This window comes from Streptomyces sp. NPDC049837 (assembly GCF_040674455.1).
GTDB lineage: Bacteria > Actinomycetota > Actinomycetes > Streptomycetales > Streptomycetaceae > Streptomyces.
Genome location: NZ_JBFAMP010000007.1, coordinates 253,971 through 276,945 on the forward strand (window position 1 = coordinate 253,971; position 22,975 = coordinate 276,945).

The 22,975-nt window shown below is 72.8% G+C and carries 21 protein-coding genes; 12 read left to right on the forward strand and 9 right to left on the reverse strand.

Annotation, left to right across the window (positions count from 1 at the left end; translation table 11 throughout):
* Window positions 1–89 precede the first annotated feature (89 nt).
* Window positions 90–1,058 carry an LLM class flavin-dependent oxidoreductase gene (locus AB0J57_RS21255; RefSeq protein ID WP_366129804.1) on the forward strand — a complete coding sequence of 323 codons (969 nt, stop codon included), beginning with the start codon at window positions 90–92 and terminating at the stop codon, window positions 1,056–1,058.
* On the opposite strand, the gene AB0J57_RS21260 is transcribed toward AB0J57_RS21255, so the two are convergent.
* Genes AB0J57_RS21260 through AB0J57_RS21285 form a run of 6 tightly spaced genes read right to left on the reverse strand, consistent with a single transcriptional unit; the run spans window position 1,048 to window position 7,054 of the window.
* Entirely contained in the window at window positions 1,048–2,169 is a 1,122-nt protein-coding gene (locus AB0J57_RS21260) for a DegT/DnrJ/EryC1/StrS family aminotransferase (protein WP_366129805.1), read from the reverse strand. The genes AB0J57_RS21255 and AB0J57_RS21260 overlap by 11 nt on opposite strands.
* Window positions 2,166–2,942 (reverse strand): amidohydrolase family protein, encoded by a 777-nt coding sequence (locus AB0J57_RS21265; RefSeq protein ID WP_366129806.1) that lies wholly within the window; start codon window positions 2,940–2,942, stop codon window positions 2,166–2,168. The genes AB0J57_RS21260 and AB0J57_RS21265 overlap by 4 nt, the downstream gene beginning before the upstream one ends.
* Complete coding sequence (locus AB0J57_RS21270; protein ID WP_366129807.1) at window positions 2,939–3,658, reverse strand: amidohydrolase family protein; 720 nt, start codon at window positions 3,656–3,658, stop codon at window positions 2,939–2,941. Before AB0J57_RS21270 ends, AB0J57_RS21265 begins: the two co-directional genes overlap by 4 nt.
* Window positions 3,655–4,458, reverse strand: a complete 804-nt coding sequence (locus AB0J57_RS21275) for a carbohydrate ABC transporter permease (protein WP_126889006.1) — start codon at window positions 4,456–4,458, stop codon at window positions 3,655–3,657. Before AB0J57_RS21275 ends, AB0J57_RS21270 begins: the two co-directional genes overlap by 4 nt.
* The gene (locus AB0J57_RS21280) at window positions 4,458–5,792 is read right to left on the reverse strand and encodes a sugar ABC transporter permease (protein WP_366129808.1); all 1,335 of its coding nucleotides are present in this window, start codon (window positions 5,790–5,792) and stop codon (window positions 4,458–4,460) included. The genes AB0J57_RS21275 and AB0J57_RS21280 overlap by 1 nt, the downstream gene beginning before the upstream one ends.
* A complete protein-coding gene (locus tag AB0J57_RS21285) occupies window positions 5,789–7,054 on the reverse strand; it encodes a sugar ABC transporter substrate-binding protein (protein ID WP_366129809.1) in 1,266 nt (421 codons plus the stop codon). The genes AB0J57_RS21280 and AB0J57_RS21285 overlap by 4 nt, the downstream gene beginning before the upstream one ends.
* Before the next feature lie 238 nt (window positions 7,055–7,292).
* On the opposite strand from AB0J57_RS21285, the gene AB0J57_RS21290 reads away from it, so the two are divergent.
* From AB0J57_RS21290 to AB0J57_RS21305, 4 genes are all read left to right on the forward strand, one after another.
* Complete coding sequence (locus tag AB0J57_RS21290) at window positions 7,293–7,691, forward strand: cell division protein SepF (protein WP_366129810.1); 399 nt, start codon at window positions 7,293–7,295, stop codon at window positions 7,689–7,691.
* A gap of 75 nt (window positions 7,692–7,766) precedes the next feature.
* Window positions 7,767–8,933, forward strand: coding sequence for an ATP-binding protein (locus AB0J57_RS21295; protein ID WP_366129811.1), 1,167 nt, complete (start codon window positions 7,767–7,769; stop codon window positions 8,931–8,933).
* On the forward strand, window positions 8,930–9,310 hold the full coding sequence (locus AB0J57_RS21300) for a nucleotide pyrophosphohydrolase (protein ID WP_366129812.1): 381 nt from the start codon (window positions 8,930–8,932) through the stop codon (window positions 9,308–9,310). The genes AB0J57_RS21295 and AB0J57_RS21300 overlap by 4 nt, the downstream gene beginning before the upstream one ends.
* A 125-nt stretch (window positions 9,311–9,435) precedes the next feature.
* The gene (locus tag AB0J57_RS21305) at window positions 9,436–9,906 is read left to right on the forward strand and encodes a DUF6099 family protein (protein WP_366129813.1); all 471 of its coding nucleotides are present in this window, start codon (window positions 9,436–9,438) and stop codon (window positions 9,904–9,906) included.
* Window positions 9,907–10,212: 306 nt separating this feature from the next.
* Here the strand turns inward: AB0J57_RS21305 and AB0J57_RS21310 are convergent, their stop codons facing one another.
* A complete protein-coding gene (locus AB0J57_RS21310; RefSeq protein WP_366129814.1) occupies window positions 10,213–10,407 on the reverse strand; it encodes a hypothetical protein in 195 nt (64 codons plus the stop codon).
* A 237-nt stretch (window positions 10,408–10,644) separates the two neighbouring features.
* Here AB0J57_RS21310 and AB0J57_RS21315 point away from each other — a divergent pair, with 237 nt between their 5' ends.
* The 5 genes from AB0J57_RS21315 (at window position 10,645) to argF (ending at window position 18,120) form a co-directional block, all read left to right on the forward strand.
* Window positions 10,645–11,568, forward strand: coding sequence for an LLM class F420-dependent oxidoreductase (locus tag AB0J57_RS21315; RefSeq protein WP_366129815.1), 924 nt, complete (start codon window positions 10,645–10,647; stop codon window positions 11,566–11,568).
* A 65-nt stretch (window positions 11,569–11,633) separates the two neighbouring features.
* Window positions 11,634–13,109 carry a 3' terminal RNA ribose 2'-O-methyltransferase Hen1 gene (locus AB0J57_RS21320; protein WP_366129816.1) on the forward strand — a complete coding sequence of 492 codons (1,476 nt, stop codon included), beginning with the start codon at window positions 11,634–11,636 and terminating at the stop codon, window positions 13,107–13,109.
* Entirely contained in the window at window positions 13,106–15,655 is a 2,550-nt protein-coding gene (locus AB0J57_RS21325; RefSeq protein ID WP_366129817.1) for a polynucleotide kinase-phosphatase, read from the forward strand. The genes AB0J57_RS21320 and AB0J57_RS21325 overlap by 4 nt, the downstream gene beginning before the upstream one ends.
* Window positions 15,656–15,763: 108 nt before the next feature.
* Window positions 15,764–17,002 (forward strand): arginine deiminase, encoded by a 1,239-nt coding sequence (locus AB0J57_RS21330; RefSeq protein WP_366129818.1) that lies wholly within the window; start codon window positions 15,764–15,766, stop codon window positions 17,000–17,002.
* Window positions 17,003–17,103: 101 nt separating this feature from the next.
* A complete protein-coding gene (argF, locus tag AB0J57_RS21335; protein WP_366129819.1) occupies window positions 17,104–18,120 on the forward strand; it encodes an ornithine carbamoyltransferase in 1,017 nt (338 codons plus the stop codon).
* 118 nt (window positions 18,121–18,238) lie between these two features.
* Here the strand turns inward: argF and AB0J57_RS21340 are convergent, their stop codons facing one another.
* On the reverse strand, window positions 18,239–18,661 hold the full coding sequence (locus AB0J57_RS21340) for an ATP-binding protein (RefSeq protein ID WP_366129820.1): 423 nt from the start codon (window positions 18,659–18,661) through the stop codon (window positions 18,239–18,241).
* 392 nt (window positions 18,662–19,053) lie between these two features.
* Here AB0J57_RS21340 and AB0J57_RS21345 point away from each other — a divergent pair, with 392 nt between their 5' ends.
* Together AB0J57_RS21345 and AB0J57_RS21350 are read left to right on the forward strand one after the other, a co-directional pair.
* On the forward strand, window positions 19,054–19,881 hold the full coding sequence (locus AB0J57_RS21345; RefSeq protein WP_366129821.1) for an enoyl-CoA hydratase family protein: 828 nt from the start codon (window positions 19,054–19,056) through the stop codon (window positions 19,879–19,881).
* A 6-nt stretch (window positions 19,882–19,887) separates the two neighbouring features.
* A complete protein-coding gene (locus AB0J57_RS21350; RefSeq protein ID WP_366129822.1) occupies window positions 19,888–22,173 on the forward strand; it encodes a bifunctional salicylyl-CoA 5-hydroxylase/oxidoreductase in 2,286 nt (761 codons plus the stop codon).
* On the opposite strand, the gene AB0J57_RS21355 is transcribed toward AB0J57_RS21350, so the two are convergent.
* Window positions 22,142–22,969, reverse strand: coding sequence for a PaaX family transcriptional regulator C-terminal domain-containing protein (locus tag AB0J57_RS21355; RefSeq protein WP_366129823.1), 828 nt, complete (start codon window positions 22,967–22,969; stop codon window positions 22,142–22,144). The two genes, AB0J57_RS21350 and AB0J57_RS21355, sit on opposite strands and share 32 nt — an antisense overlap.
* Window positions 22,970–22,975 lie beyond the last annotated feature (6 nt).

Sequence of the window (22,975 nt, forward strand, 5' to 3'; positions counted from 1 at the left end):
CGCTCCCGTCTGTCGCGGTGGTCGTCGACACGCTAGCCTTTACGGTCCGGACCGTAAAGGAAGTCCGTAACGGAAGGGGCGGCGCTCCCATGCGACTCGGCCTGTACGTCAACCTCTACGCCGACCGGGCCGACCGGCCACGCCTCGCCGACGCCGTCGAACAGGTACGCCTCGCCGAACAGGCCGGGTTCGCCTGGGCCGTCCTCGGCGAACGGCACCTGCACCGGCCCGGCTACCACGAGGCCATCACCTCGCTCGCGTACCTCGCCGCCCACACCGACCGGATCGGCCTCGCGACCGCCGGCCTCATCGCGCCCGTCCACCACCCCGTCATGCTGGCCGAGACCCTCGCCCACATCGACGTCCTCTCCGGCGGCCGGCTCACCGCCGGTTTCGTCCTCGGCTACCGCCCCGAGGAGTTCGCGCTGTACGGCACCCGGCCCCAGGAGCGCGTGTCGCGCTTCGAGGAGTGCCTGGAGCTGGTCACACGGCTGTGGACCGAGGACAAGGTCACCCACGAGGGCCGCCGGTACCGCGTCGAGGACGCCTTCCTGTCGCCCCGGCCCGTCCAGACCCCGCGGCCCCGCATCTGGAACGGCGGCCGTGTGCCCGCCGCCCTGGAACGCACCGCCTGGTCGTGCGACGGCTGGACGACGTCCTTCAACGAGACCGACGAGGAACTGCCGAAGAAGATCGCCCTCTACCGCTCCTGCCCGCGCGGCCCGCGCTCGCTGGGCGCCGAGGTCATCGTCTGCCGCGAGGGGTACGCCGCCCGCACGAGCTCCGAGGCCCGCACCGCCCTGGAGGGTCCGCTGCGTGGGCTCTACGACGCCTACGGCGACTGGAAGCGCACCTCCGCCGACGCCGCCCGCTACGCCCAGCCGTGGGAGGACATCGCCGCCCGGTCGGTCATCGGCTCGGCCGCCGAGTGCGCCGAACGGATCGGGCGGTACGAGGAGATGGGCGCCGACGGGATCATCCTCCGCATCCAGCCGCCCGGCATGCCGCAGGCGGACGCGCTGCGCGCGATCGAGGCGTTCGGCGCGCTCACCTCCTGAAGGCGCGCCGGACCGCCAGGGCCGCGTCGGCGATGTACGCCACCGCCGCCTCACCCGCCATCAGCATCGGCTGCCGCACCCACACCACACCCTCCTCCGCCGCCTCCGCGACGGGGCACGGAGCCCTCTTCGATACGTACGGCATACGGCTCAGCGACCGGTAACCGGCGTCCAGCGGCACCCCCTCGGCGGCCATCGCGGCCAGGAACTCCGCCTTGGAGCGGCCCCCGAAGGCCCTGGAGCCGTACCGCAGCATCGCCAGGTGCCAGGTGTGGCGCGTGGTCCCGGGCGGCGGAGGGACGAGATCCAGGCCCGGGACGCCGTCGAGGGCCTCGGCGAGCGCGGCGGCAGCGCGCGCACGACGGTCGATCCAGCCGTCGAGGAGGCCGAGCTGCGGGTGCAGGAGCGCCGCCTGGAACTCGGTCATCCGCAGGTTCCAGCCCAGCTCGGGGTGGTCGTACCAGCCGCCGTCCGGGCTGCGGCCCACGTTGTGCAGCGACCACACGCGCTCGTACAGGGCGCGGTCGCCGGTCACGACGATGCCGCCCTCACCGGCCGTCATCGCCTTGCTCGACTGGAAACTGAAGCAGGCCACGTCCCCGAGCGTGCCCGCCGGCCGGCCGTGGCGCGCCGCCCCGTGCGCCTGCGCCGCGTCCTCCACCACCGGGAGCCCCAGCGCGCGCAGCGACTCCGTGCAGGCGGGCGCCCCCGCCAGATGCACCGCCATGACCGCCTTCGTACGCGGCCCGATGAGCGCCCGTACGGCCGCCGGGTCGAGGTGCAGGGTGTCCTCGGTGACGTCGGCGGCGACCGGGACCGCACCGGCCAGCACCACGGCCGTCGCGCTCGCCACGAACGTGTACGCGGGGACGATCACCTCGTCGCCGGGGCCGACGCCGAGCGCGCGCAGCGCCAGGAACAGCGCGACCGTGCCGTTGACGGTGCACACCCCGTGCGCCGCTTGGACGTGCCGGGCGAACGCCGCCGCGAACTCCTCCGTCGCCGTGCCGCTCGTGGCCCCCCACCGGCCGCTGTCCAGCACCCGCAGCAGGGCCCGGCGCTGCTCGTCGGTCGGGGGCGGCGGCCAGGCGGGCCACTCCGGCGCTCTCATGCGGCGCCCTTGAGCAGCCGGTCCATCGTGCCGTGCAGGACCTGCTCCCGGTCCGCCTCCGGCAGGTCGGCGAACAGCACCCGGCCCAGTCCGGTGCGCAGGTCCAGGAAGACGGCGTCCGACCCGAACGCCACCCGGTCCGCCCCTGCCTCGGCGACCATCCGGGTGAGGTGACGCGCCGTCATCCGCGACCCGCAGGTCTCCAGCACCAGGTCGGGGCAGCGCGCGGCGGCCTCCACGGCGGGGCGGAAGCCGTGCGGGAACAGGCCCGCGTGGCCCATCAGCAGCGGTACGCCGGGATGGCGGGGCGAGACGGCCGCGAAGTGGCGGGCGTCGGACCAGGGGCTGCCGTGCTGGCTGTGCGCGAGGACGAGTCGCCTGTGCTCGGCGGCCGCCTCGAACGCGGGCGTGTACGCGGGGTCGTCGAGCGCCGTCTCGTGCGTCTCGGGGTGGAGCTTGACGCCGATGACGCCGGGCACCTCCAGCAGGTCGCGCAGCCGCTCGGGGGCCTGCGGGTCGTGCGGCTGGTACACGGCCCAGCCGAGCAGCCGGCCGGGGTGCGTCTGGAGGGCCTCGATCAGCAGGGCATTGCCGGCGCGGGCGTCGGGGCCCACCGCCAGCAGGTGCGACACGCACGCGGTGGCGACACCGCAGCGGTCCATCATGGCGACCAGGCTCTCGGCCGAACCGTCCGGAATGGCGAACGCCGGCCACCGCCCGATGTGCCCGTGCGCGTCGATGACGTCCATGGCCGGGCTCGTGGCCATGCTCATGGCTCGCCGCTCAGCAACCGGAGGGCGTTGCCGCCCGCGATGAGCGTGGCGTCGTGCGCCGGCAGGTCGAGGGTGTCCAGCAGGTAGCGGGGTCCGGCATCGTCCGTGACCGGGGCACCCGTCCCGAACAGCACCCGGCGGGCGCCGTACCGTTCGGCGATCCACTCGACCTGGCGGTGGCCGCAGAGCGTGGCGGTGTCGACGTACAGCGAGGGGTGGGCGTCCAGCAGCTCGGCGAGCCGGCGCAGTGCGCGGTATCCGGTGCCGGTGAGGACGATGCGCGGGGCGGGCGCGGTGGCGGCGAGCCGGTGCACCTCGTCGGCCGTCACCTCGTCCCAAGCGAGCAGCACGGTGGTGCCGCTCGCCGCCAGCTCGGCGGCCAGCTCCCGGGCGTGCGGGCCGGTGACGGACCAGCCGTGCTGCCGGGGGCACAGACGCACCAGCGGGGCGCCACCCGTCCACGGTCCGGTGCCGAGCGGCCCGGGCACGAGGACGGGTACGGGGCGCAGCCGTGGGTCGGTGACGTGGCGCAGCTCGTCGTTGCCGTCGCGCGGGTCGCCGTGGACGGCGTACGCGTGGACGACGCACGCCGTGTCGATGCGCAGCCGCTCCAGCTCGGCGACGAGGCCGGGCTCGTCCCGGCTGGGGACGTCGTCGTGGGGGAGGGGGCCGAGGGTGCGGTTGATGTCCACGACCGGGGTCATGACCGAGGTCATGACTTGAGGCCGCTGGTGGCGATGGAGTCGGTGAGGTACCGCTGGAGGAGGCCGAAGACCAGCAGGCAGGGGATGACGGTGATGGTGGCTCCGGCCATGATCTGGTTGATGGTCACGTTCTCGCCCTCCAGCGTGGCGAGGCCGACCGTGAGCGTACGCATGGCCTCCGACTGGCCGATGACCAGCGGCCACAGGAAGTCGTTCCAGTGCCAGAGGAAGACGAACACGCCGAGGGTGGCGAGGACCGGCCGGATCAGCGGCAGCACGACGGTCGTGAAGACCCGCCACTCCGAGGCGCCGTCGATCTTCGCCGCTTCGAACAGCTCGTCGGGCAACTGCACGATGAACTGCCGCATCAGGAACACGGCCTGCGAGTTGGCGAGGGTCGGCACGATCAGGCCCCAGTACGTGTCCACGCCGCCCATCTCGGAGACGAGGATGTAGTACGGAATGAGGGTCGCCTGGAACGGCACCATCAGCGTCGCCAGGAACGACCAGAACAGCACCTCGCGCCCCGGGAAGCGCTTCTTGGCGAACGCGTACCCGGCCATCGACGCGAACAGCAGGATGAGTAGCACCGACACCAGCGAGTAGATCAGCGAGTTGAGCGCCCAGCGGGTGATGTCGGCGCTCTGGAGCACCTCGGTGAAGTTGTGGAGGGTGGCGCGGGTGACGTCGAAGGCGCCCGGCAGGGTGCGGCCGCCGGGCGGCGCGAACGCCACCAGCACCATGACGACGAAGGGGGTGACGGTCACGAACGCGACCAGGACCAGCAGGACCGGCAGCCTCAGCCGCGCCATCAGTCCTCCTCCCTTCCGATGAGCCGGCGCTGAATGAGCGAGAAGACGAGAACGACGAGGAAGAGGACCAGGCCGACCGCGCTCGCATAGCCGAAGTCGAAGAACTTGAAGCCCGAGTCGTAGAGGAAGTACACGAGCGAGTAGCTGGCCCGCACGGGGCCGCCGGCGGTCATGACGTACATCGCGTCGAAGACCTGGAAGGCCTGGATGGCCTCGATGACGAGGACGAAGAACAGCACGGGCCGCAGCAGGGGGAGCGTCACCCAGCGGAAGCGCTGCCAGGCGCTCGCGCCGTCGATGGTGGCCGCCTCGGAGACCTCACGCGGGATGGACTGGAGCCCGGCGAGCAGGATCAGCATCGAGTAGCCGAAGCCCTTCCAGGCGGAGGCGGCCGCGATGGAGGGCAGGACGAGGGACTCGTCACCGAGGAAGTCGACCGGGCCGGTGCCGAGGACGCCGAGAGCCGCGTTGAGCAGCCCGTCCTCCACCTCGTAGATCCACTTCCAGATGACCGCGGCCAGCACGATGCTCGTCACGTAGGGGAGGAAGAACAGCCCCCGGAAGAAGCCGCGCAGCCAGAGCGTGCGGTGCAGCAGCACGGCCGTGCCGAGCGCGAGCAGCACGGTCATCGGGACGTACAGCGCGGTGTAGACCGCGGTGACGCCGAGGCTCTCCCAGAAGAGGTCGTCCTGGAGGAGCCGGGTGTAGTTGGCGGCGCCGATGAAGTCCCACTCGCCGCTGAGCCGGTAGTCGGTGAGCGACAGGAACGCGGCACCGAGGGTCGGCCCGAACCGGAAGACCAGGAACAGCACGAGCATCGGCGCCACGAACGCCAGCCCGATCCACGCCTCCCGCCGCCGCACCGGACTCGGTCGCCGCGTCCCACTGCCCGGCGCCCTGCCGGGCCCGGGCTTCCCCAGGCCACGCGGGCCACCCGGGCCACGCGGCAGGCCACCGTCCGGCGCGCCACCCGGGCCGCCACCCGGCAGGGTCGCCGCGCCCGCGCCCGGAGCGGCCTCCGGCGTTGCGGCGGCCACCGTGCCCGGCGGGGCGCCCGCGACGGCCACAGGCACCGCCCCGGCCGCCCGGGGGCCGGAGCCCCCGCCGCCCGGCGCGGGATCGTCGTCGCCCGCCCCGGCCCCGGCGGACGAGGACGCCAAGGGCGTGCCGTCCACGGGCTCGCCGTCCCCGGGCTCGCCCTTCACGGGATCGCCGTCCACGGGCGTGGCGCCCGGGGAGGCGGGGCGCGTGGCCGCGTCCCGCCTCGCGGGTGCGCCGGGCTCGGGGGGCTCGGGCTCGTCGGGGGAGGCCTCGCGGGGCTCGACTCTGCTCAACGCTGCCGTGCCAGCAGGTCGTCGCCCTCCTTGGCCGCTGCCGCCAGCGCCTGCTCAGGTGTCTTCTTGCCGGTGAGCGCGGCCTGGATCTCCGGCGTGATGAGCGCCATGAGCTGGCGGGCGGCGGGATGCGGCTCGCCGGGGAACGTATTGGCCAGGGCCGCCTCGTACTCCTTGGCGAAGGGGCTGTCGTTGGGGACGGTGACGTCCGTGCGCGGGGAGAAGAACCCGCCGGCCTTGCCCATGGACGCGATCTGCGCGGGCTCGGTCATATAGGCGATGAACTTCTCGGCCCCGGCCAGGTTCTTCGTCCTGGCGTTGATGCCGAGGCCACCCGGCATGCCGAAGCAGACCTGCTTCTTGGGCCCGGTGAGCGCCGGGCCGACGATCGCGTTCCCCTTCCCCCAGGTCTTCTCGGCGAGGACGGCGTCGGACGGGGTGTTGGTGTAGCCCATCGCCACCTGCTCCTTGCCGAGCGCCTGGTCGGTGAAGAGGTTGGCGTTGGTCAGCGCGGACCGGGGCACGGCACCGCCCTTGTACAGGTCGACGAGGAAGGTGAGCGCCTCGACGCCCTCGGGGCTGTTGAACGCGGTCTTCTTGCCGCTCTCGTCGAACACCTTGCCGCCCGCCTGCCACAGCAGCGGGTAGAAGCTCATGTTCAGCGAGGCCTCGTTGCTGGCGGAGTAGTCGAGAGTGGCGACCCCGGCCTGCTTCAGCTTCGGCGCGGCGGCCTTGAGGGCGTCCCAGGTGTGAGGAGGTTCCTTTATCCCCGCCTTGTCCAGCAGCTTCTTGTTGTAGAGCGTGCTGGTGACGGTGTGGTAGATCGGCGCCGCGTAGACCTTGCCGTCCTGCGTCATGGCTTCGAGGGCGGCCGGCCGGAAGGCGTCCCGGGCCTTCTCGATGGCCCGGTCCACGGGCTGAACCGCGCCGTTCGCCTGGAACTGGGGGATCTGGTCGGGGCCGAGCAGCACCACGTCGGGGCCCTTGCCGCTGCCGAAGGCGGTGGCGAGCTTCTGGTCGCGGTTCTCCCAGGGCAGTTGCTCGATGGTGAGGTCGAGGTCCTTGTGAGCGGCTTCGAAGCCCTTCTCGATGCCGTCCCAGTACGCGGCGTTGGCCTTCGGATCCATGATCACCGGGTACATCCAGACGGTGACCTTGTTCGACCCCGAGCCGCTGTCACCGCTGTTGCACCCGGCCGCGGTGAGCGCGGTGAGGGTGAGGATTGCGAGAGGAACGGTGGCGCGCTTGAACCCTGTCTTCATGCTGGGCCTCCGGAAGGCCTGTCAAAACCTGGACAGTTTCGGCCTGGGCCGAAAGTAGCTGGGCTGTTTTGCACTGTCAATGCTGCGCGGCCGCGCCATACGTGGCCACCCGGCAGGCCACCGCGATGGCCCTGGGGACAGCCACCCACTCGTTCGGACGACACGTCATTTTCCGGCCGGTACAGGTGCCCTCGTGTCGCAGTTGGGCCGAACGGGTGAGGGAGGCGAGGATAGGCGTATGAGTAGGTACGAGAGGTACGACGTCACCGACGAACAGTGGGAGGGCTTGGCCCAGGTCGTCCCGCTGCGGGGGCGCAACGAATGGCCGTCCAGGGTCGACCACAGCACGATCCCGCAGGACTACGAGGCCGTCGAACAGCGCCGCATGGTCGTACTGCGGGTGCAGGTCTTCGCCGACGCGCGCGAGGTCGCGGAGTACCTGATCGCGCAGGTCCCCGTCCTGCTGGACCTGACCGCGGCGGACACGGACGTCGCCAAGCGGATCCTCGACTTCAGCAGCGGCGTCGTCTTCGGTCTCGGCAGCGGGATGCACCGCGTCGACCGGAACGTCTTCCTCCTGGCACCCGCCGGTACGGAGGTCGAGGGCGTCGCCGCGGCGGCGGTTCCGCATTCCTAGGGCGGTTCCCTCGTTCGTAGGAAGGCTGTTCGGCCGGAACGGTTCAGCATGACGGGCCCCTCATACGGTCCGAGCATGCACGCAACCCGCCCCACGCCCTCCTCGTCGTCCTCCGCCGCGCCCGCCCGCCCAGCCGTCACGGAGCTGCGGCTGTCCGCCTTCAAATCGCACCGCGGCGCCGCCTTCCGGCTCGCGCCGGTGACGCTCTTCGCGGGGGCGAGCGGCACCGGCAAAACGAGCGCGTTAGAAGCGTACGAAGCGCTCGCGCTGCTGGGCGCGGGCGCCACGCTCACCGCCGCCTTCCCCGATCCCGTCGGATGCGTGCCCGAGCGGGCGGAGGCGGACGCGGAGGGGCGGCGCGGCTTCCGGATCGGCTGCACCGTGGACGGCCCGGCCGGGCCCGTGCGCCTGGACCTGGCCGTCCAGGCGGAACCGGAACTGCGGGTGGTGGGCGAGCGGCTGACGGGCGGCGACGGGCGGACGCTGCTCACGACGGCGCTGCGCGACCCGGGCCGCCGCACCGTGCAGGCCGAGTGGCACACCGCCGGCTCGGTGCCGGTCACCCGGGCCCCGCTCCCCGGGGACCGGCTGGGTACGGCGCTGCTGCCGCTGCGGGTGGCGGGCAAGACCGAGGGGCAGCGCCGGGTGCTCGCCGCCGCCGAGCAGGTCGTCGTGGCGCTCCGGTCGGTCTTCCCGTGCGACCCGCAGCCACAGCGGATGCGGGTCCCCGTGCCGGCCGGCGAGGGACGGCTGCGGCGCGGCTGCGACAACCTCGCGGAGGTGCTCCACCGCACGCGCACCGGCTGCCCGCGCAGGCACGCCCGGCTCGCCGCGGTCGCCCGGGCGGGCTGCGCCGGACCCGTACGCGACCTGGGCGTCGAGGAGCTCGCCGACGGAACGGTACGGGCCGTGCTGGGCCGAGGCGCGGAGGGCGGTATGCCGGTCGGGCGGCTCGGCGAGGGCGAACTGCGCTACCTGGCGCTCGCGCTGGTGCTGCTCACCGGGCCGGGCGTGCTGGCCATGGACCCGGCGGCGGAGGTGCCCCACGCGATGCAGACGCTCACCGTGCTCGCCGACGGCTTCGACCGCGCCCTGGACCGGCGCCAGACGCGCGAACTGGCGGGGCTGGCCGCGCAGATCTGCGCCGAGGGGCACATCCGGCTGGTGGGGACGGTCGGCGAGGCGGGGGCGAGGGCCGCGCGCGGGCGCGCCGGAGTGACGGTGGTAGACCTGAACCCGTGACAGAACTGGATGTGCAGGGATTGCAGCGCCGGCTCGCCGAGTTCGCGGCCTCGCGGGAGTGGCAGCCGTACCACACGCCGAAGAACCTGGCGGCGGCGCTGAGCGTCGAGGCGGCCGAACTGCTGGAGATCTTCCAGTGGTTGACCCCCGAGGAGGCCGACCGGGTCATGGACGACCCCGAGACGGCGCACCGGGTGGCGGACGAGGTGGCCGACGTACTGGCCTACCTGCTCCAGTTCTGCGGGGTGCTGGGCGTCGATCCGCTGGCCGCGCTGTCGGCGAAGATCGACCGCAACGAGGTGCGGTTCCCCGTCGGACGGCCGCCGGGGCGCTCCGCGAGGGCGGCGCGAGAGCCGGATCGTCACTCTACGGAGTGATCAACTTATTCACACTGAGCTTCCTGTCCACAGATTTCCGAATTCCCCTGGCTTTTGGGTCCGTTCGCCTTCACTCTGGGTAGTGAGTATATGGGCGGACAGTCGTACGAACGGGGGCGGCGTACATGGAAGCGGAGCGGCTCATCGCGACCGGCCGGCGCGCCCTGGCGGACAGCCGGGTGGCGCTGGACATCGTGGCGGAAGCCTGGCAGGCCCAAATGCTCGCGCAGGCGATCGGCAGCCACCTGGCGCTGTCGGGCCCGCCCGAGCTGAGGGTCGAGGCGCGGGGCCTGAGCGAGATAGGCAGCCGTGGCGGGGCGGGCCCGGACCATCTGGCACGGGCACTGCGGCTCTCGGGGATAGGGAACGTCCGGGCGGCGTTACTGGGCCTGGGCGCGCTGCTGGGCGAGGTGGGCATCGCGCTCGTCGGCGTCGCCTGCGCCACCGACGAGGAGGGGCTGTACTGGCAGTGCATCGAGGCGATCGACGCCGCGGACGAGGCGGGCGACCGCGTCCGCGTCATGCTCCGCCGCCTCGCCGTCCGCGAGCGCGCAAGACCCCCCGACCCCGCCGACTCCTGGGCGACCCCGCCCTGAACGGCCCGCCCGTGCGAGGGCCCGGTCCCGGCCGGCCCCCGGCGCGGATGACGGGCGCGCTGGTGTGGTGCGGCCCGGTCCCTGCCGATCTCGGCGGGGCGCGCCCTGACCCTCGCCACGCCCGCCGTGATCCCGGCTCGGCAACGGGCGGGCCCGGCGCGGATGACGAGCGGGAGGGCCCGGCGAGTCCGGCCGGTTGCGGTTCCTTGCTTGGCCCCGCCTGGCCCGGCCCCCCGCGCGGGTGGTCGGCCATCCCGGGGGCCGGGGCGGGTGACGGGGCCCGGGAGCCGGGCCGGAGCGGTGGGGTCAGGGGGTGGTGGGGTCGGTGTCCGGGGCGGGAGGGGTGGCGTCGGGGGACGGGAGGCGGTCGGCCGAGGACTGGAGGTCGGCGTCGAGTTGCGACAGGTCGGCGGTCAGCGCGGCCATCAGCTCCTCCATCTGCTGCAGCAGACCCTTCGGCTGCTCCGGCGCGGCCTGCTCGGGCACGGCTTCCTGGGACATGGCGGCCTCCTCGGCCCAGGCCCTCCCCGACGGGGGAGGGCGGCAAGAGAGAACGACGCACCGACATCCGCCGCCGGCGCGCGGGCCGGGCGGTCCGGCTCCGCCCGAGCCAACGACGCGTACGGGCCGGGGGTCACTGGCGGGGACGCCCGGGCGCGCCAGTTCGATCAGGTTCACCCGGCAGGGAGGGGGAGGTTGACGGTCGTTCGACGGTGCGGGATGGAGCAGGATGGAGGCATGGATCTTCGAATCTTCACCGAGCCCCAGCAGGGCGCCGGTTACGACACGCTGCTCACCGTCGCGAAGGCCACCGAGGACCTCGGGTTCGACGCCTTCTTCCGGTCCGACCACTATCTGCACATGGGAGCGGTCGACGGCCTGCCGGGTCCGACGGACGCCTGGATCACGCTGGCCGGCCTCGCCCGGGAGACCAGGCGCATCCGGCTTGGCACCCTGATGACCGCGGGGACGTTCCGGCTTCCGGGCGTGCTGGCCATCCAGGTCGCGCAGGTCGACCAGATGTCCGGCGGCCGGGTCGAACTCGGACTCGGCGCGGGCTGGTTCGAGCAGGAGCACAAGGCGTACGGCATCCCGTTCCCCAAGGAGAAGTTCGCCCGCCTGGAGGAGCAGCTCGCGATCGTCACGGGCCTGTGGGGTACGGAGACCGGCAGCACGTTCTCGTACGAGGGGAGGTACTACCAGCTCACCGACTCGCCCGCGCTGCCCAAGCCCGCCCAGGCCAAGGTGCCCATCCTGATCGGCGGGCACGGGGCGACCCGCACACCACGGCTGGCCGCGCGGTACGCCGACGAGTTCAACATCCCGTTCGCCTCCCTGGAGGACAGCGAGCGGCAGTTCGGCCGGGTCCGGGCCGCCGCGGAGGAGGCCGGGCGCAGCGCGGACGACCTGGTGTACTCCAACGCGCTGGTGGTCTGCGTGGGCAAGGACGACGCCGAGGTGGCCCGCCGCGCCGCGGCCATCGGACGGCAGGTGGAGGAGCTGAAGGCGAACGGCCTGGCGGGGTCGCCCGCCGAAGTCGTCGACAAGATCGGCCGGTACGGGGCGCTCGGCTCCACCCGGATCTACCTCCAGGTACTGGACCTGCACGACCTCGATCACCTGGAACTGATCTCCTCCCAGGTCATGTCCCAGTTGAGCTGAGGCCGCCCCGGACGGATGGGAAAACCCGTGGTCGGGCGGTGCGCCCCGGGGCGATACTCGGACACGTGTTCCTGACGATCAGTACGACCGGTACCCCAGAGCGCCCCGCCACCGACCTCGGATTCCTGCTGCACAAGCATCCCGACAAGGCGCAGGCGTTCTCCACCTCGCACGGCACGGCGCACGTCTTCTACCCCGAGGCGTCCGCCGAGCGCTGCACGGCGGCGCTGCTCCTGGAGGTGGACCCCATCGCGCTGGTCCGGCGCGGCCGGGGCAAGGGCCGGAGCGGCGCGCCCGACTCGGCGCTCGCCCAGTACGTCAACGACCGGCCGTACGCGGCCTCGTCGCTGCTGGCCGTCGCCCTGAGCACCGTCTTCCGGAGCGCGCTGCGCGGCGTGTGCACCGCGCTGCCCGAGCGGGCGGACCGGCCGCTGCCGCTGCGGATCGAGATCCCGGCCCTGCCGGCGCGCGGCGGAGCCGACCTGGTACGGGCGCTGTTCGGCCCGCTGGGCTGGACGTCGGTCGACGCCGAACCGGTGGCGCTGGACGAGCGGTTCCCGCAGTGGGGCGCCTCCCGTTACGTACGGCTCGTGCTGGAGGGCGAGCTGCGTCTCGCGGACGCGCTGCGGCACCTGTACGTCCTGCTGCCGGTCCTCGACGACGCCAAGCACTACTGGGTGGCGCCCGACGAGGTCGACAAGCTGCTGAGGGCCGGCGAGGGCTGGCTGGCCGACCACCCGGAGCACAAACTGATCGCCAGCCGGTACCTCTCGCGCCGCGGGGGGCTGACCCGGCAGGCGATGGAGCGGCTGGAACTGGTACGGCTGGCCGAGGCCGACGACCTCGACGTCGAGGACGTCGACAACGCCGTCGACGAGACGACCGACACGGACGAGAAGCCGGTGCCGCTCGCCGAGCAGCGCCGCGCCGCGATCCTCACGGCGCTGCGCGCGGCCGGTGCGAGCAAGGTGCTCGACCTGGGCTGCGGCCAGGGCCAGCTCGTGCAGGCGCTGCTCAAGGACGTGCGGTTCACTGACATCGTGGGCGTCGACGTGTCCGTCAGGGCGCTGACCGTCGCCGCGCGCCGGCTGCGGCTGGAGCGCATGGGGGAGCGGCAGGCCGGGCGCGTGCAACTGCTCCAGAGCTCGCTCACGTACACCGACAAGCGGCTGGTGGGCTACGACGCCGCCGTCCTCAGCGAGGTCATCGAGCACCTCGACCTGCCGAGGCTGCCGGCCCTGGAGTACGCGGTGTTCGGGTCGGCGCGCCCGGCGACCGTGATCGTGACGACGCCGAACGTCGAGTACAACGTCCGCTGGGAGACGCTGCCCGCCGGACACGTCCGCCACGGCGACCACCGGTTCGAGTGGACGCGCGAGGAGTTCCGCACCTGGGCGCGGGGCGTGGCCGGACGGTACGGGTACGGCGTGGAGTTCGTACCCGTGGGGCCGGACGACCCGGAGGTCGGGCCGCCCACGCAGATGGCCGTGTTCAGCGTGACGACGAAGACGACGACCACGAAGGAGGAGAAGGCCGCATGACCGAGACCACGACCACCGGCGACACCCGCAGGCTGCCGGTCACCGACCTGTCCCTCGTCGTGCTCATCGGCGCCACCGGCTCCGGCAAGTCGACCTTCGCCCGCAAGCACTTCAAGCCCACCGAGGTCGTCTCCTCCGACTTCTGCCGTGGGCTCGTCGCCGATGACGAGAACGACCAGAGCGCGAGCGGCGACGCCTTCGACGTCCTGCACTACATCGTCGGCAAGCGCCTGGCCGCCGGCCGGCTGACGGTGGTCGACGCGACCAGCGTGCAGCAGGAGAGCCGCAGGCAGTTGGTGCGGCTGGCCCGCGAGCACGACGTGCTGCCCATCGCCATCGTCCTCGACATGCCCGAGGACGTCTGCGCCGAGCGCAACGCCGCCCGGCCCGACCGCGCGCACCTGCCGCGCCACGTCATCCAGCGCCACCGCCGCGAGCTGCGCCGTTCGCTGCGCGGCCTGGAGCGCGAGGGGTTCCGCAAGGTGCACGTCCTGAAGAGCGTGGAGGAGGCGGAGGCCGCCGAGGTCGTCCTGGAGAAGCGGTTCAACGACCTCCGTCACCTCACCGGGCCCTTCGACATCATCGGTGACATCCACGGGTGCAGCTCGGAGCTGGAGACCCTGCTCGCCAAGCTCGGGTACGAGGACGGCGTCCACCCGGACGGGCGTACCGCCGTCTTCGTCGGGGACCTCGTCGACCGGGGCCCGGACAGCCCCGGCGTGCTGCGCCGCGTCATGGGCATGGTGGCGTCGGGCAACGCGCTCTGCGTGCCTGGCAACCACGAGAACAAGCTGGGACGCTGGCTCAAGGGCCGGAAGGTCCAGCAGACGCACGGACTCGCCGAGACGATCGCGCAGTTGGAGGGGGAGAGCGAGGAGTTCCGCACCGACGTGCGGAAGTTCATCGACGGACTCATCAGCCACTACGTCCTCGACGAGGGCAGGCTCGTCGTCTGCCACGCCGGGCTGCCGGAGAAGTACCACGGCCGCACGTCCGGCCGGGTGCGCTCGCACGCGCTGTACGGCGACACCACGGGCGAGACCGACGAGTTCGGGCTGCCCGTGCGCTACCCGTGGGCCGAGGAGTACCGGGGCCGCGCGGCGGTGGTGTACGGGCACACACCCGTGCCCAGCACCTCATGGATCAACAACACCATCTGCCTCGACACGGGCGCGGTGTTCGGCGGGAAGATGACCGCGCTGCGCTGGCCGGAGCGCGAACTGGTCGACGTACCGGCCGAGAAGGTCTGGTACGAGCCGGTCAAGCCGCTCGCCACCGAGGCACCCGGCGGCCACCAGGGCCGGCCGCTGGACCTGGCGGACGTGCACGGGCGGCGGGTCGTGGAGACCCGGTACGCGGGCAACGTCGGCGTACGCGAGGAGAACGCGGCGGCCGCGCTGGAGGTCATGAGCCGGTTCGCCGTCGACCCCCGCCTGCTGGCGTACCTGCCGCCGACGATGGCACCCACGGCCACGTCCAAGCAGGACGGCTACCTGGAGCACCCGGCGGAGGCGTTCGCGCAGTACCGCTCCGACGGCGTCGGGCGGGTCGTGTGCGAGGAGAAGCACATGGGCTCGCGGGCGGTGGCGCTGGTGTGCCGCGACGCGGACGCGGCACGTGAACGGTTCGGGGTGGAGGGCCCGACGGGTGCGCTGTACACGCGTACCGGGCGGCCGTTCTTCAACGGCGAGGCCATGACGGAGCAGGTCCTGGACCGGCTGCGCACGGCCGTCGGCGCCGCCGGGCTGTGGGACGAGCTGGGCACTGACTGGCTGCTGCTGGACGGCGAGCTCATGCCGTGGTCGCTCAAGGCGTCGGGGCTGCTGCGCTCCCAGTACGCGGCGGTCGGCGCCGCCTCGGGCGCGGTGTTCCCGGGCGCGGTCACGGCACTGGAGGCGGCGGCGGGCCGGGGCGTCGACGTGGCCGGGCTGCTGGGCAAGCAGCGGGAGCGGGCGGCGGACGCGGCGGCGTTCACCGAGGCGTACCGGCGCTACTGCTGGGACACGGAGGGGCTGGACGGGGTGCGGTTCGCGCCGTTCCAGATCCTGGCCGGGCAGGGGCGCTCGCTGGCGGGCGTCCCGCACGACGAGCAGCTCGCGTGGCTCGACCGGCTGGTGGAGCACGATCCGACGGGCCTGCTCCAGGTCACGCACCGGCTCGTCGTCGACACCGGGGACGAGGCGTCGGTCCGCGCGGGTACCGACTGGTGGCTGGAGCTGACCGGCGCGGGCGGCGAGGGCATGGTCGTCAAGCCGCTCCAGGCGTTCGTACGCGACGGGAAGGGGCGGCTGGTCCAGCCGGGCATCAAGGTGCGCGGCCGGGAGTACCTGCGGATCATCTACGGCCCGGAGTACACCCGCCCGGAGAACCTGGCGCGGCTGCGTGAGCGCCACCTCGGCCACAAGCGGTCCCTCGCGCTGCGCGAGTACGCCCTCGGTCTGGAGGCCCTGGCCCGGCTGGCCGACGGCGAACCCCTGTGGCGCGTCCACGAGGCGGTCTTCGCCGTCCTGGCCCTGGAGTCGGAGCCGGTCGACCCCCGCCTCTGAGGTCCCGGCCGCCCCGTCCGCCCGAGCCGGACGGGCGGGGCTCCGGGTTGTGGGGCGGTTTCCCGGGGAAGCTGGGTGAAGTGGGGTCCGCGCGGTGAGGATGGAGGCATGGGATTCCATGTCGATTCCGAGACCGGGCGGCTTCGCCGCGTCATCCTGCACCGGCCGGATCTGGAGCTGAAGCGGCTGACACCCAGCAACAAGGACGCGCTGCTGTTCGACGACGTGTTGTGGGTGCGGCGGGCGCGGCAGGAGCACGACGGGTTCGCCGACGTGCTGCGTGACCGGGGCGTGGAAGTGCACCTCGTCGGGGACCTGCTGCGCGAGGCGCTGGAGATCCCGGCGGCGAGGAAGCTCGTCCTGGACCGGGTCTTCGACGAGAAGGAGTACGGTCCGCTCGCCACGGACCACATAAGGGCCGTCTTCGACGGCATGGAGACCGGCGCGCTCGTCGAGGCGCTGATCGGCGGGATGACGAAACGTGACTTCCTGGCCGGTCACGCCGAGCCGACGTCCGTCCGCTTCCATGTGATGGACCTGGACGACTTCCTGCTGCCGCCGCTGCCGAACCACCTCTTCACCCGGGACACGTCGGCCTGGATCTACGACGGCGTCTCCATCAACGCCATGCGCTGGCCCGCCCGGCAGCGCGAGACGGTGCACTTCGAGGCGATCTACAAGCACCACCCGCTCTTCACCGGCCCCGACGCGGGCTCCTTCCACCACTGGTCGGAGGGGCAGGACGACTACCCGTCCACCATCGAGGGCGGTGACGTCCTGGTGATCGGCAACGGCGCCGTGCTGATAGGGATGAGCGAGCGCACCACCCCGCAGGCGGTGGAGATGCTGGCGCGCGGGATGTTCGCGGCCGGCTCCGCCCGGACGATCGTGGCGCTGGACATGCCGAAGAGCCGGGCGTTCATGCACCTGGACACGGTCATGACGATGGTCGCGCACGACACGTTCACGCAGTACGCCGGGCTCGGCATGCTCCGCTCGTACACGATCGAGCCGGGCGACGGCCACCGCGCGCTGAAGGTCACCGACCACCCGCCCCAGCACATGCACAGCGCGATCGCCGCCGCGCTGGACCTGCCCGCGATCCGGGTGCTGACCGCCACGCAGGACGTGCACGCGGCGGAGCGCGAGCAGTGGGACGACGGGTGCAACGTCCTGGCGGTGGAGCCGGGCGTCGTCGTGGCGTACGAGCGCAACGTCACCACCAACACGCATCTGCGCAAGGAGGGCATCGAGGTGATCGAGATCCCCGGCAGCGAGCTGGGCCGGGGCAGGGGAGGCCCGCGCTGCATGAGCTGCCCGGTCGAACGGGACGCGGACCCCGGCTAGGCGGCGGGCCGAGCCGCCGCAGACCCCCGCCAACCGTATAGAAATGTGAAGCCTCGTATAGACTTCCATGGTCCCCGTCTTCGGAACCCCAGGAGCGCCCCATGGCCACCGACCTCACCGGCCGCCACTTCCTCAAGGAGCTGGACTTCACCGCCGAGGAGTTCCGCAGCCTGCTCGATCTGGCCGCCGAACTCAAAGCGGCGAAGAGGGCGGGGACCGAGGTCCAGCGGCTGCGCGGCAGGAACATCGCGCTGATCTTCGAGAAGTCGTCGACCCGGACGCGCTGCGCGTTCGAGGTCGCGGCGGCCGACCAGGGGGCCTCCACCACCTACATCGACCCGGCCGGCTCCCACATCGGCAAGAAGGAGACCGCCAAGGACACGGCCCGGGTGCTCGGCCGGATGTTCGACGCGATCGAGTTCCGGGGCGACTCCCAGGCCACCGTCGAGGAGCTCGCCGCCCACGCGGGCGTCCCCGTCTACAACGGCCTCACCGACGACTGGCACCCCACCCAGATGCTCGCCGACGTGCTCACGATGACCGAGCACACCGACAAGCCCCTGGAGAGCGTCGCCTTCGCCTACCTCGGCGACGGCCGCTACAACATGGGCAACTCCTACCTGGTCACCGGCGCCCTGCTGGGCATGGACGTCCGGATCGTGGCGCCGAAGGCGTACTGGCCGGCCGAGGACGTCGTCGCCCGCGCCCGGGAGCTCGCCGAGACCAGCGGCGCGCGCGTCACGCTCACCGAGGACATCACCGAGGGCGTCCGGGGCGCCGACTTCGTCGCCACCGACGTGTGGGTCTCCATGGGTGAGCCCCAGGAGGTCTGGGACGAGCGCATCGCCGCCCTCGCCCCGTACGCGGTGACCATGGACGTGCTGCGGGCGACCGGGAACCCGCGGGTCAGGTTCCTGCACTGCCTGCCCGCCTTCCACGACCTGGGCACCGCCGTCGGCCGGGAGATCCACGAGCGCCACGGTCTGACCGAGCTGGAGGTCACCGACGAGGTCTTCGAGTCGGAGCACTCGGTGGTCTTCGACGAGGCCGAGAACCGGATGCACACGATCAAGGCCGTGATGGTCGCCACGCTGAGCGGTCCGGGGGGCACGGAATAGCGGTATGCGGTGCGGTGCTCACCGTCGGGACACATGGTTCGGGACACATGGTGGGGTTCGGGCTCGTACGCCCGGACCCCACTTCGCTTGTGCGGGCGTCCGGTCGGCGCCGGCGCGGCTACGGGGCCCCCAGCCCCGGGAGCGTGAACCAGACGGCCTTGCCGCCGTCGGTGAGCCGGTGACCGCACGCCGCGCTGAGCGTGCGTATCAGCAGCAGGCCCCGCCCGTGCTCCTGCCAGGGATCGGGCGGGGTGTCGTGCTCCGGCACCAGGTCCCCGGGCGGCTCGGGGTCGCGGTCGTGCACCTCGACCCGGCAGCCGCTCGGCAGCAGCCGCACCACCAGCTCGATCGGGCCCTTGCCGGAGGTGTGCTCCACCGCGTTCGCCACGAGCTCGGCCGTCAGCAGCTCGGCCGTGTCCCGGTACGCCGACGCGTCCAGATCCGCGAGCGCCGTCCGTATCAGGGCACGCGCGATGGGCACCGCGGCCGTCGTGTGCGGCAGGGCGATGCGCCAGGAGGAGGGGCCGGAGATGTCGGGCAAGGCGGGGGTCCGTTCGGTGGAGCTGGTTCCGTTCGGTGGAGCGGGTTCCGGTCGGTGGAGCTGGGTCTGTTCGGGAGCAGGGAAGAGCCGAGAGTGAAGGAAGGGATGCAGGAGCCGGACGAGACCTGTGAGGTCTGCCGTCCACCTTACGAAGCGGGCTCAGCCGAACCAGAGGCCCCCGCCCACCCAACAGGGGACCTGTGCCGCGACTGATACAGGACCTTGGTCGGTCACGGATAGCTGTTACAAGGTCACCGCTCAGCGTATCGCGCCTACGTGACGGAAGTCACGTACAAGTGATAGCTTCGAAGGGCACGCATCTGCGCAGGCAGACGCGGCACACGCGCAGTCGCAGGCACACGCAGGCAGACCGCCAGGGAGGCCGCACCCTCATGAGCCCCTTTTCCAGCTCCGCGCCCCGCACCGAGGAGTGGCGGCACGTGCGGCTCGCCATCGACGACGGCGTCGCCACCGTCACCCTCGCCCGGCCCGCCAAACTGAACGCGCTCACCTTCGGCGCCTACGCCGACCTGCGCGACCTGCTCGCCGAGCTGTCCCGGGAGCGTGCCGTGCGCGCCCTCGTCCTCGCGGGCGAAGGCCGGGGCTTCTGCTCCGGCGGTGACGTCGACGACATCATCGGCGCCACCCTCGCCATGGACACCGCCCAGCTCCTCGACTTCAACCGGATGACGGGCCAGGTCGTGCGGGCGCTGCGCGAGGCGCCCTTCCCGGTGATCGCCGCCCTCCACGGGGTCGCCGCAGGGGCCGGTGCCGTCCTCGCGCTCGCCGCCGACTTCCGCATCGCCGACCCCTCGGCCCGGTTCGCGTTCCTCTTCACCAGGGTCGGCCTCTCCGGCGGCGACATGGGCGCCGCGTACCTCCTCCCGCGTGTCGTCGGCCTCGGGCACGCCACCCGGCTGCTGATGCTCGGCGACCCCGTCCGAGCCCCCGAGGCCGAGCGCATCGGCCTGATCAGCGAGCTGACCGAGGAGGGCGCCGCCGACACCCGCGCCGCCGAGCTCGCCCGGCACCTCGCCGACGGCCCCGCGCTCGCGTACGCCCAGACCAAGGCGCTCCTGACGGCCGAGCTCGACATGCCGCTCGCCGCCTCCGTCGAACTGGACGCCGCCACCCAGGCGCTCCTCATGAACGGCGAGGACTACGCCGAGTTCCACGCCGCCTTCACCGAGAAGCGGCCGCCCAAGTGGCAGGGGCGGTGACCGGCCATGCGCGTAGCCGTCATCGGCGGCGGGCCGGGCGGGCTGTACGCCGCGGCCCTGCTCAAGCGGCTCGACCCGTCCCGTGACATCACCGTCTGGGAGCGCAACGCCCCCGACGACACCTTCGGTTTCGGGGTCGTCCTGTCCGACGAGACCCTGGGCGGCATCGAGCACGCCGACCCCGCCGTCTACGCCGCCCTCCAGGCGGAGTTCGTCCGCTGGGACGACATCGACATCGTCCACCGGGGCCGCGTCCTGACCTCCGGCGGCCACGGGTTCGCCGCGCTCGGCCGCCGCCGGCTCCTGGAGATCCTCCACGAGCGCTGCGCCGACCTGGGCGTACGGCTCCGCTTCCGCACGGAAGCCCCGCCCGCCGCCGAGCTGGCCTGCGAGTACGACCTGGTCGTCGCCGCCGACGGCGTACACAGCCGGACCCGCGAGGCGCACGCCGACGTGTTCGCGCCCCACCTCACCACCCACCGCTGCCGCTACATCTGGCTCGCCGCCGACTTCGCCTTCGACGCGTTCCGCTTCGAGATCGCCGAGACCGAGCACGGGGTGATGCAGCTCCACGGCTACCCGTTCTCGGCGGACGCCTCCACCGTGATCGTCGAAATGCGCGAGGAGGTGTGGCGGGCGGCGGGGTTCGACGAGCTGGACGATGAGGAGTCCATCGCCCGCTGCGCCAAGATCTTCGCCGACGCCCTCCAGGGCCGGCCGCTCGCCTCCAACAACTCCTCGTGGACCGCCTTCCGCACCGTCGTCAGCGACCGCTGGTCGCACGGCAACATCGTGCTCCTCGGCGACGCCGCGCACACCGCGCACTTCTCCATCGGCTCGGGCACCAAACTCGCCGTCGAGGACGCCCTCGCGCTCGCCGCCTGCGTCGAGGAACAGCCCGGCCTCGACCGGGCGCTGGCGGCGTACGAGGCCGAACGCCGCCCCGTCGTCGAGTCCACCCAGCGCGCGGCCGCCGCCAGCCTCCGCTGGTTCGAGGACCTCGCCGGCTACCTGGACCAGCCGCCCCGGCAGTTCGCCTTCAACCTCCTCACCCGCAGCCGCCGGGTCACGCACGACAACCTGCGGCTGCGCGACCCGCGCTTCACCGACGCCGTCGAACGGGACTTCGGCTGTCCGCCCGGCACCCCGCCGATGTTCACCCCGTTCCGGCTGCGCGGCCTGACCCTGCGCAACCGGGTCGTCGTCTCGCCCATGGACATGTACTCGGCCGTGGACGGCGTGCCCGGCGACTTCCACCTCGTCCACCTGGGCGCCCGCGCCCTCGGCGGCGCCGGGCTCGTGATGACCGAGATGGTGTGCGTCAGCCCCGAGGGCCGGATCACCCCGGGCTGCGCCGGGCTCTGGACCCCCGGCCAGGCCGCCGCCTGGCGCCGTGTCACCGACTTCGTCCACCACCAGTCACCCGGCACCGCCATCGGCGTCCAGCTCGGCCACTCGGGGCGCAAGGGCTCCACCAAGCTCATGTGGGAGGGCATCGACCAGCCCCTCGACTCGGGCAACTGGCCCCTGGTCGCCGCCTCCCCGATCCCGTACCGCCCCGGCGTCAACCAGGTGCCGCACGAGCTGCACCGGGCCGCGCTCACCGACATAAGGGAACAGTTCGCGGCGGCCGCCCGGCGCGCCGCCCGCGCGGGCTTCGACCTGCTCGAACTGCACTGCGCCCACGGCTACCTGCTGTCCGGGTTCCTGTCCCCGCTCACCAACCGCCGCACCGACGCCTACGGCGGCTCCCTGGCCGGCCGGCTCCGCTTCCCGCTGGAGGTCTTCGACGCGGTACGGGCCGCCTGGCCCGGCGAGCGGCCCATGACGGTGCGCATCTCCGCCACCGACTGGGCGCCCGGGGGTACCACCGCCGAGGAGGCCGTCGAGATCGCCCGCGCCTTCGCCGAGCACGGCGCCGACGCCATCGACGTCTCCACCGGCCAGGTCGTGCCCGACGAGCGCCCCGAGTACGGCCGCTCGTACCAGACCCCGTACGCCGACAAGATCCGCAACGCCCTCAAGGTCCCCGTCATCGCGGTCGGCGCGATCTCGTCCTGGGACGACGTCAACTCCCTGCTGCTGGCCGGCCGCGCCGACCTGTGCGCGCTCGCCCGCCCCCACCTCTACGACCCCCACTGGACCCTGCACGCCGCCGCCGACCAGGGCTACGAAGGCCCCGCCGCCCCCTGGCCGCTCCCGTACCGCGCGGGCAGCCGCAAACCCCCCACGGGCCGCACGGACGCGCCCAAGCCGCGCCTCAGCCTGACGACGCCGGCTCCCCGCCCCTGACGAACTCCTCGCCCGCGTCCCGCAGCAGCCCGTGCAGGCCGCCGAAGACCGCCGCCGCACGGCCGCCCGGCCAGCCGGCCGGGAGGAGGGCGGCCGGGAGGCCGGGGTCGGCGTAGGGGAGGCGGCGCCAGGAGTCGAGGGCGAGCAGGTAGTCCCGGTACGCCTCCTCCGGGGACGGTTCGCGGGTCGACCAGGCCCGCAGCACCGGTTCGTGCAGGTCCAGGAACTCCTCGTACAGCTTGGCGATCGCGGCCAGGTCCCACCAGCGGCCCACCGCCTCGGCGGTCGGCGCGAAGCCCAGGTGCTCGCCGCGGAAGAGGTCGACGTACGGGTCGAGCTGGAGCCGCTGGAGGGTGTGCCGGGTCTCCTCGTACAGCGCGGCGGGCGCGATCCACACGCCGGGCGCCGCCGTGCCGAAGCCGAGGCGGCCCAGGCGGGAGCGCAGCAGGTGCCGCTTGTGCCGCTCCACCTCGGGCACCGAGAAGACGGCGAGGACCCAGCCGTCGTCCTCGTGCGGCTCGCCCGCCGCGTAGATCCGCCGGTCGCCGTCGTCCAGGAGCTGGCGGGCGTCCTCCGAAAGGGCGTACCCGGCTGCCCCGTCCGGTGTACGGCACGGCTCCAGCAGCCCCCGGCGCTTGAGCCGCGAGACGGAGGAGCGCACCGACGGCGCGTCCACGCCCAGCACCGCCAGCAGCCGGATGAGCTCGGCCACCGGCAGCGGGGCGTTGTCGGGCGTCCGCCCGTACGCGCCGTACAGGGAGACGATCAGGGAACGAGGAGTGTGCTGCTCGGCCACGTGATC

Excerpts from the sequence above, each read along its gene's own strand:
- AB0J57_RS21255 (WP_366129804.1), top strand. The coding sequence starts at position 90 with ATGCGACTCGGCCTGTACGTCAACCTCTACGCCGACCGGGCCGACCGG.
- AB0J57_RS21260 (WP_366129805.1), bottom strand. The coding sequence starts at position 2,169 with ATGAGAGCGCCGGAGTGGCCCGCCTGGCCGCCGCCCCCGACCGACGAG.
- AB0J57_RS21265 (WP_366129806.1), bottom strand. The coding sequence starts at position 2,942 with ATGAGCATGGCCACGAGCCCGGCCATGGACGTCATCGACGCGCACGGG.
- AB0J57_RS21270 (WP_366129807.1), bottom strand. The coding sequence starts at position 3,658 with ATGACCTCGGTCATGACCCCGGTCGTGGACATCAACCGCACCCTCGGC.
- AB0J57_RS21275 (WP_126889006.1), bottom strand. The coding sequence starts at position 4,458 with ATGGCGCGGCTGAGGCTGCCGGTCCTGCTGGTCCTGGTCGCGTTCGTG.
- AB0J57_RS21285 (WP_366129809.1), bottom strand. The coding sequence starts at position 7,054 with ATGAAGACAGGGTTCAAGCGCGCCACCGTTCCTCTCGCAATCCTCACC.
- AB0J57_RS21290 (WP_366129810.1), top strand. The coding sequence starts at position 7,293 with ATGAGTAGGTACGAGAGGTACGACGTCACCGACGAACAGTGGGAGGGC.
- AB0J57_RS21295 (WP_366129811.1), top strand. The coding sequence starts at position 7,767 with ATGCACGCAACCCGCCCCACGCCCTCCTCGTCGTCCTCCGCCGCGCCC.
- AB0J57_RS21305 (WP_366129813.1), top strand. The coding sequence starts at position 9,436 with ATGGAAGCGGAGCGGCTCATCGCGACCGGCCGGCGCGCCCTGGCGGAC.
- AB0J57_RS21310 (WP_366129814.1), bottom strand. The coding sequence starts at position 10,407 with ATGTCCCAGGAAGCCGTGCCCGAGCAGGCCGCGCCGGAGCAGCCGAAG.
- AB0J57_RS21315 (WP_366129815.1), top strand. The coding sequence starts at position 10,645 with ATGGATCTTCGAATCTTCACCGAGCCCCAGCAGGGCGCCGGTTACGAC.
- AB0J57_RS21325 (WP_366129817.1), top strand. The coding sequence starts at position 13,106 with ATGACCGAGACCACGACCACCGGCGACACCCGCAGGCTGCCGGTCACC.
- AB0J57_RS21330 (WP_366129818.1), top strand. The coding sequence starts at position 15,764 with ATGGGATTCCATGTCGATTCCGAGACCGGGCGGCTTCGCCGCGTCATC.
- argF (WP_366129819.1), top strand. The coding sequence starts at position 17,104 with ATGGCCACCGACCTCACCGGCCGCCACTTCCTCAAGGAGCTGGACTTC.
- AB0J57_RS21345 (WP_366129821.1), top strand. The coding sequence starts at position 19,054 with ATGAGCCCCTTTTCCAGCTCCGCGCCCCGCACCGAGGAGTGGCGGCAC.
- AB0J57_RS21350 (WP_366129822.1), top strand. The coding sequence starts at position 19,888 with ATGCGCGTAGCCGTCATCGGCGGCGGGCCGGGCGGGCTGTACGCCGCG.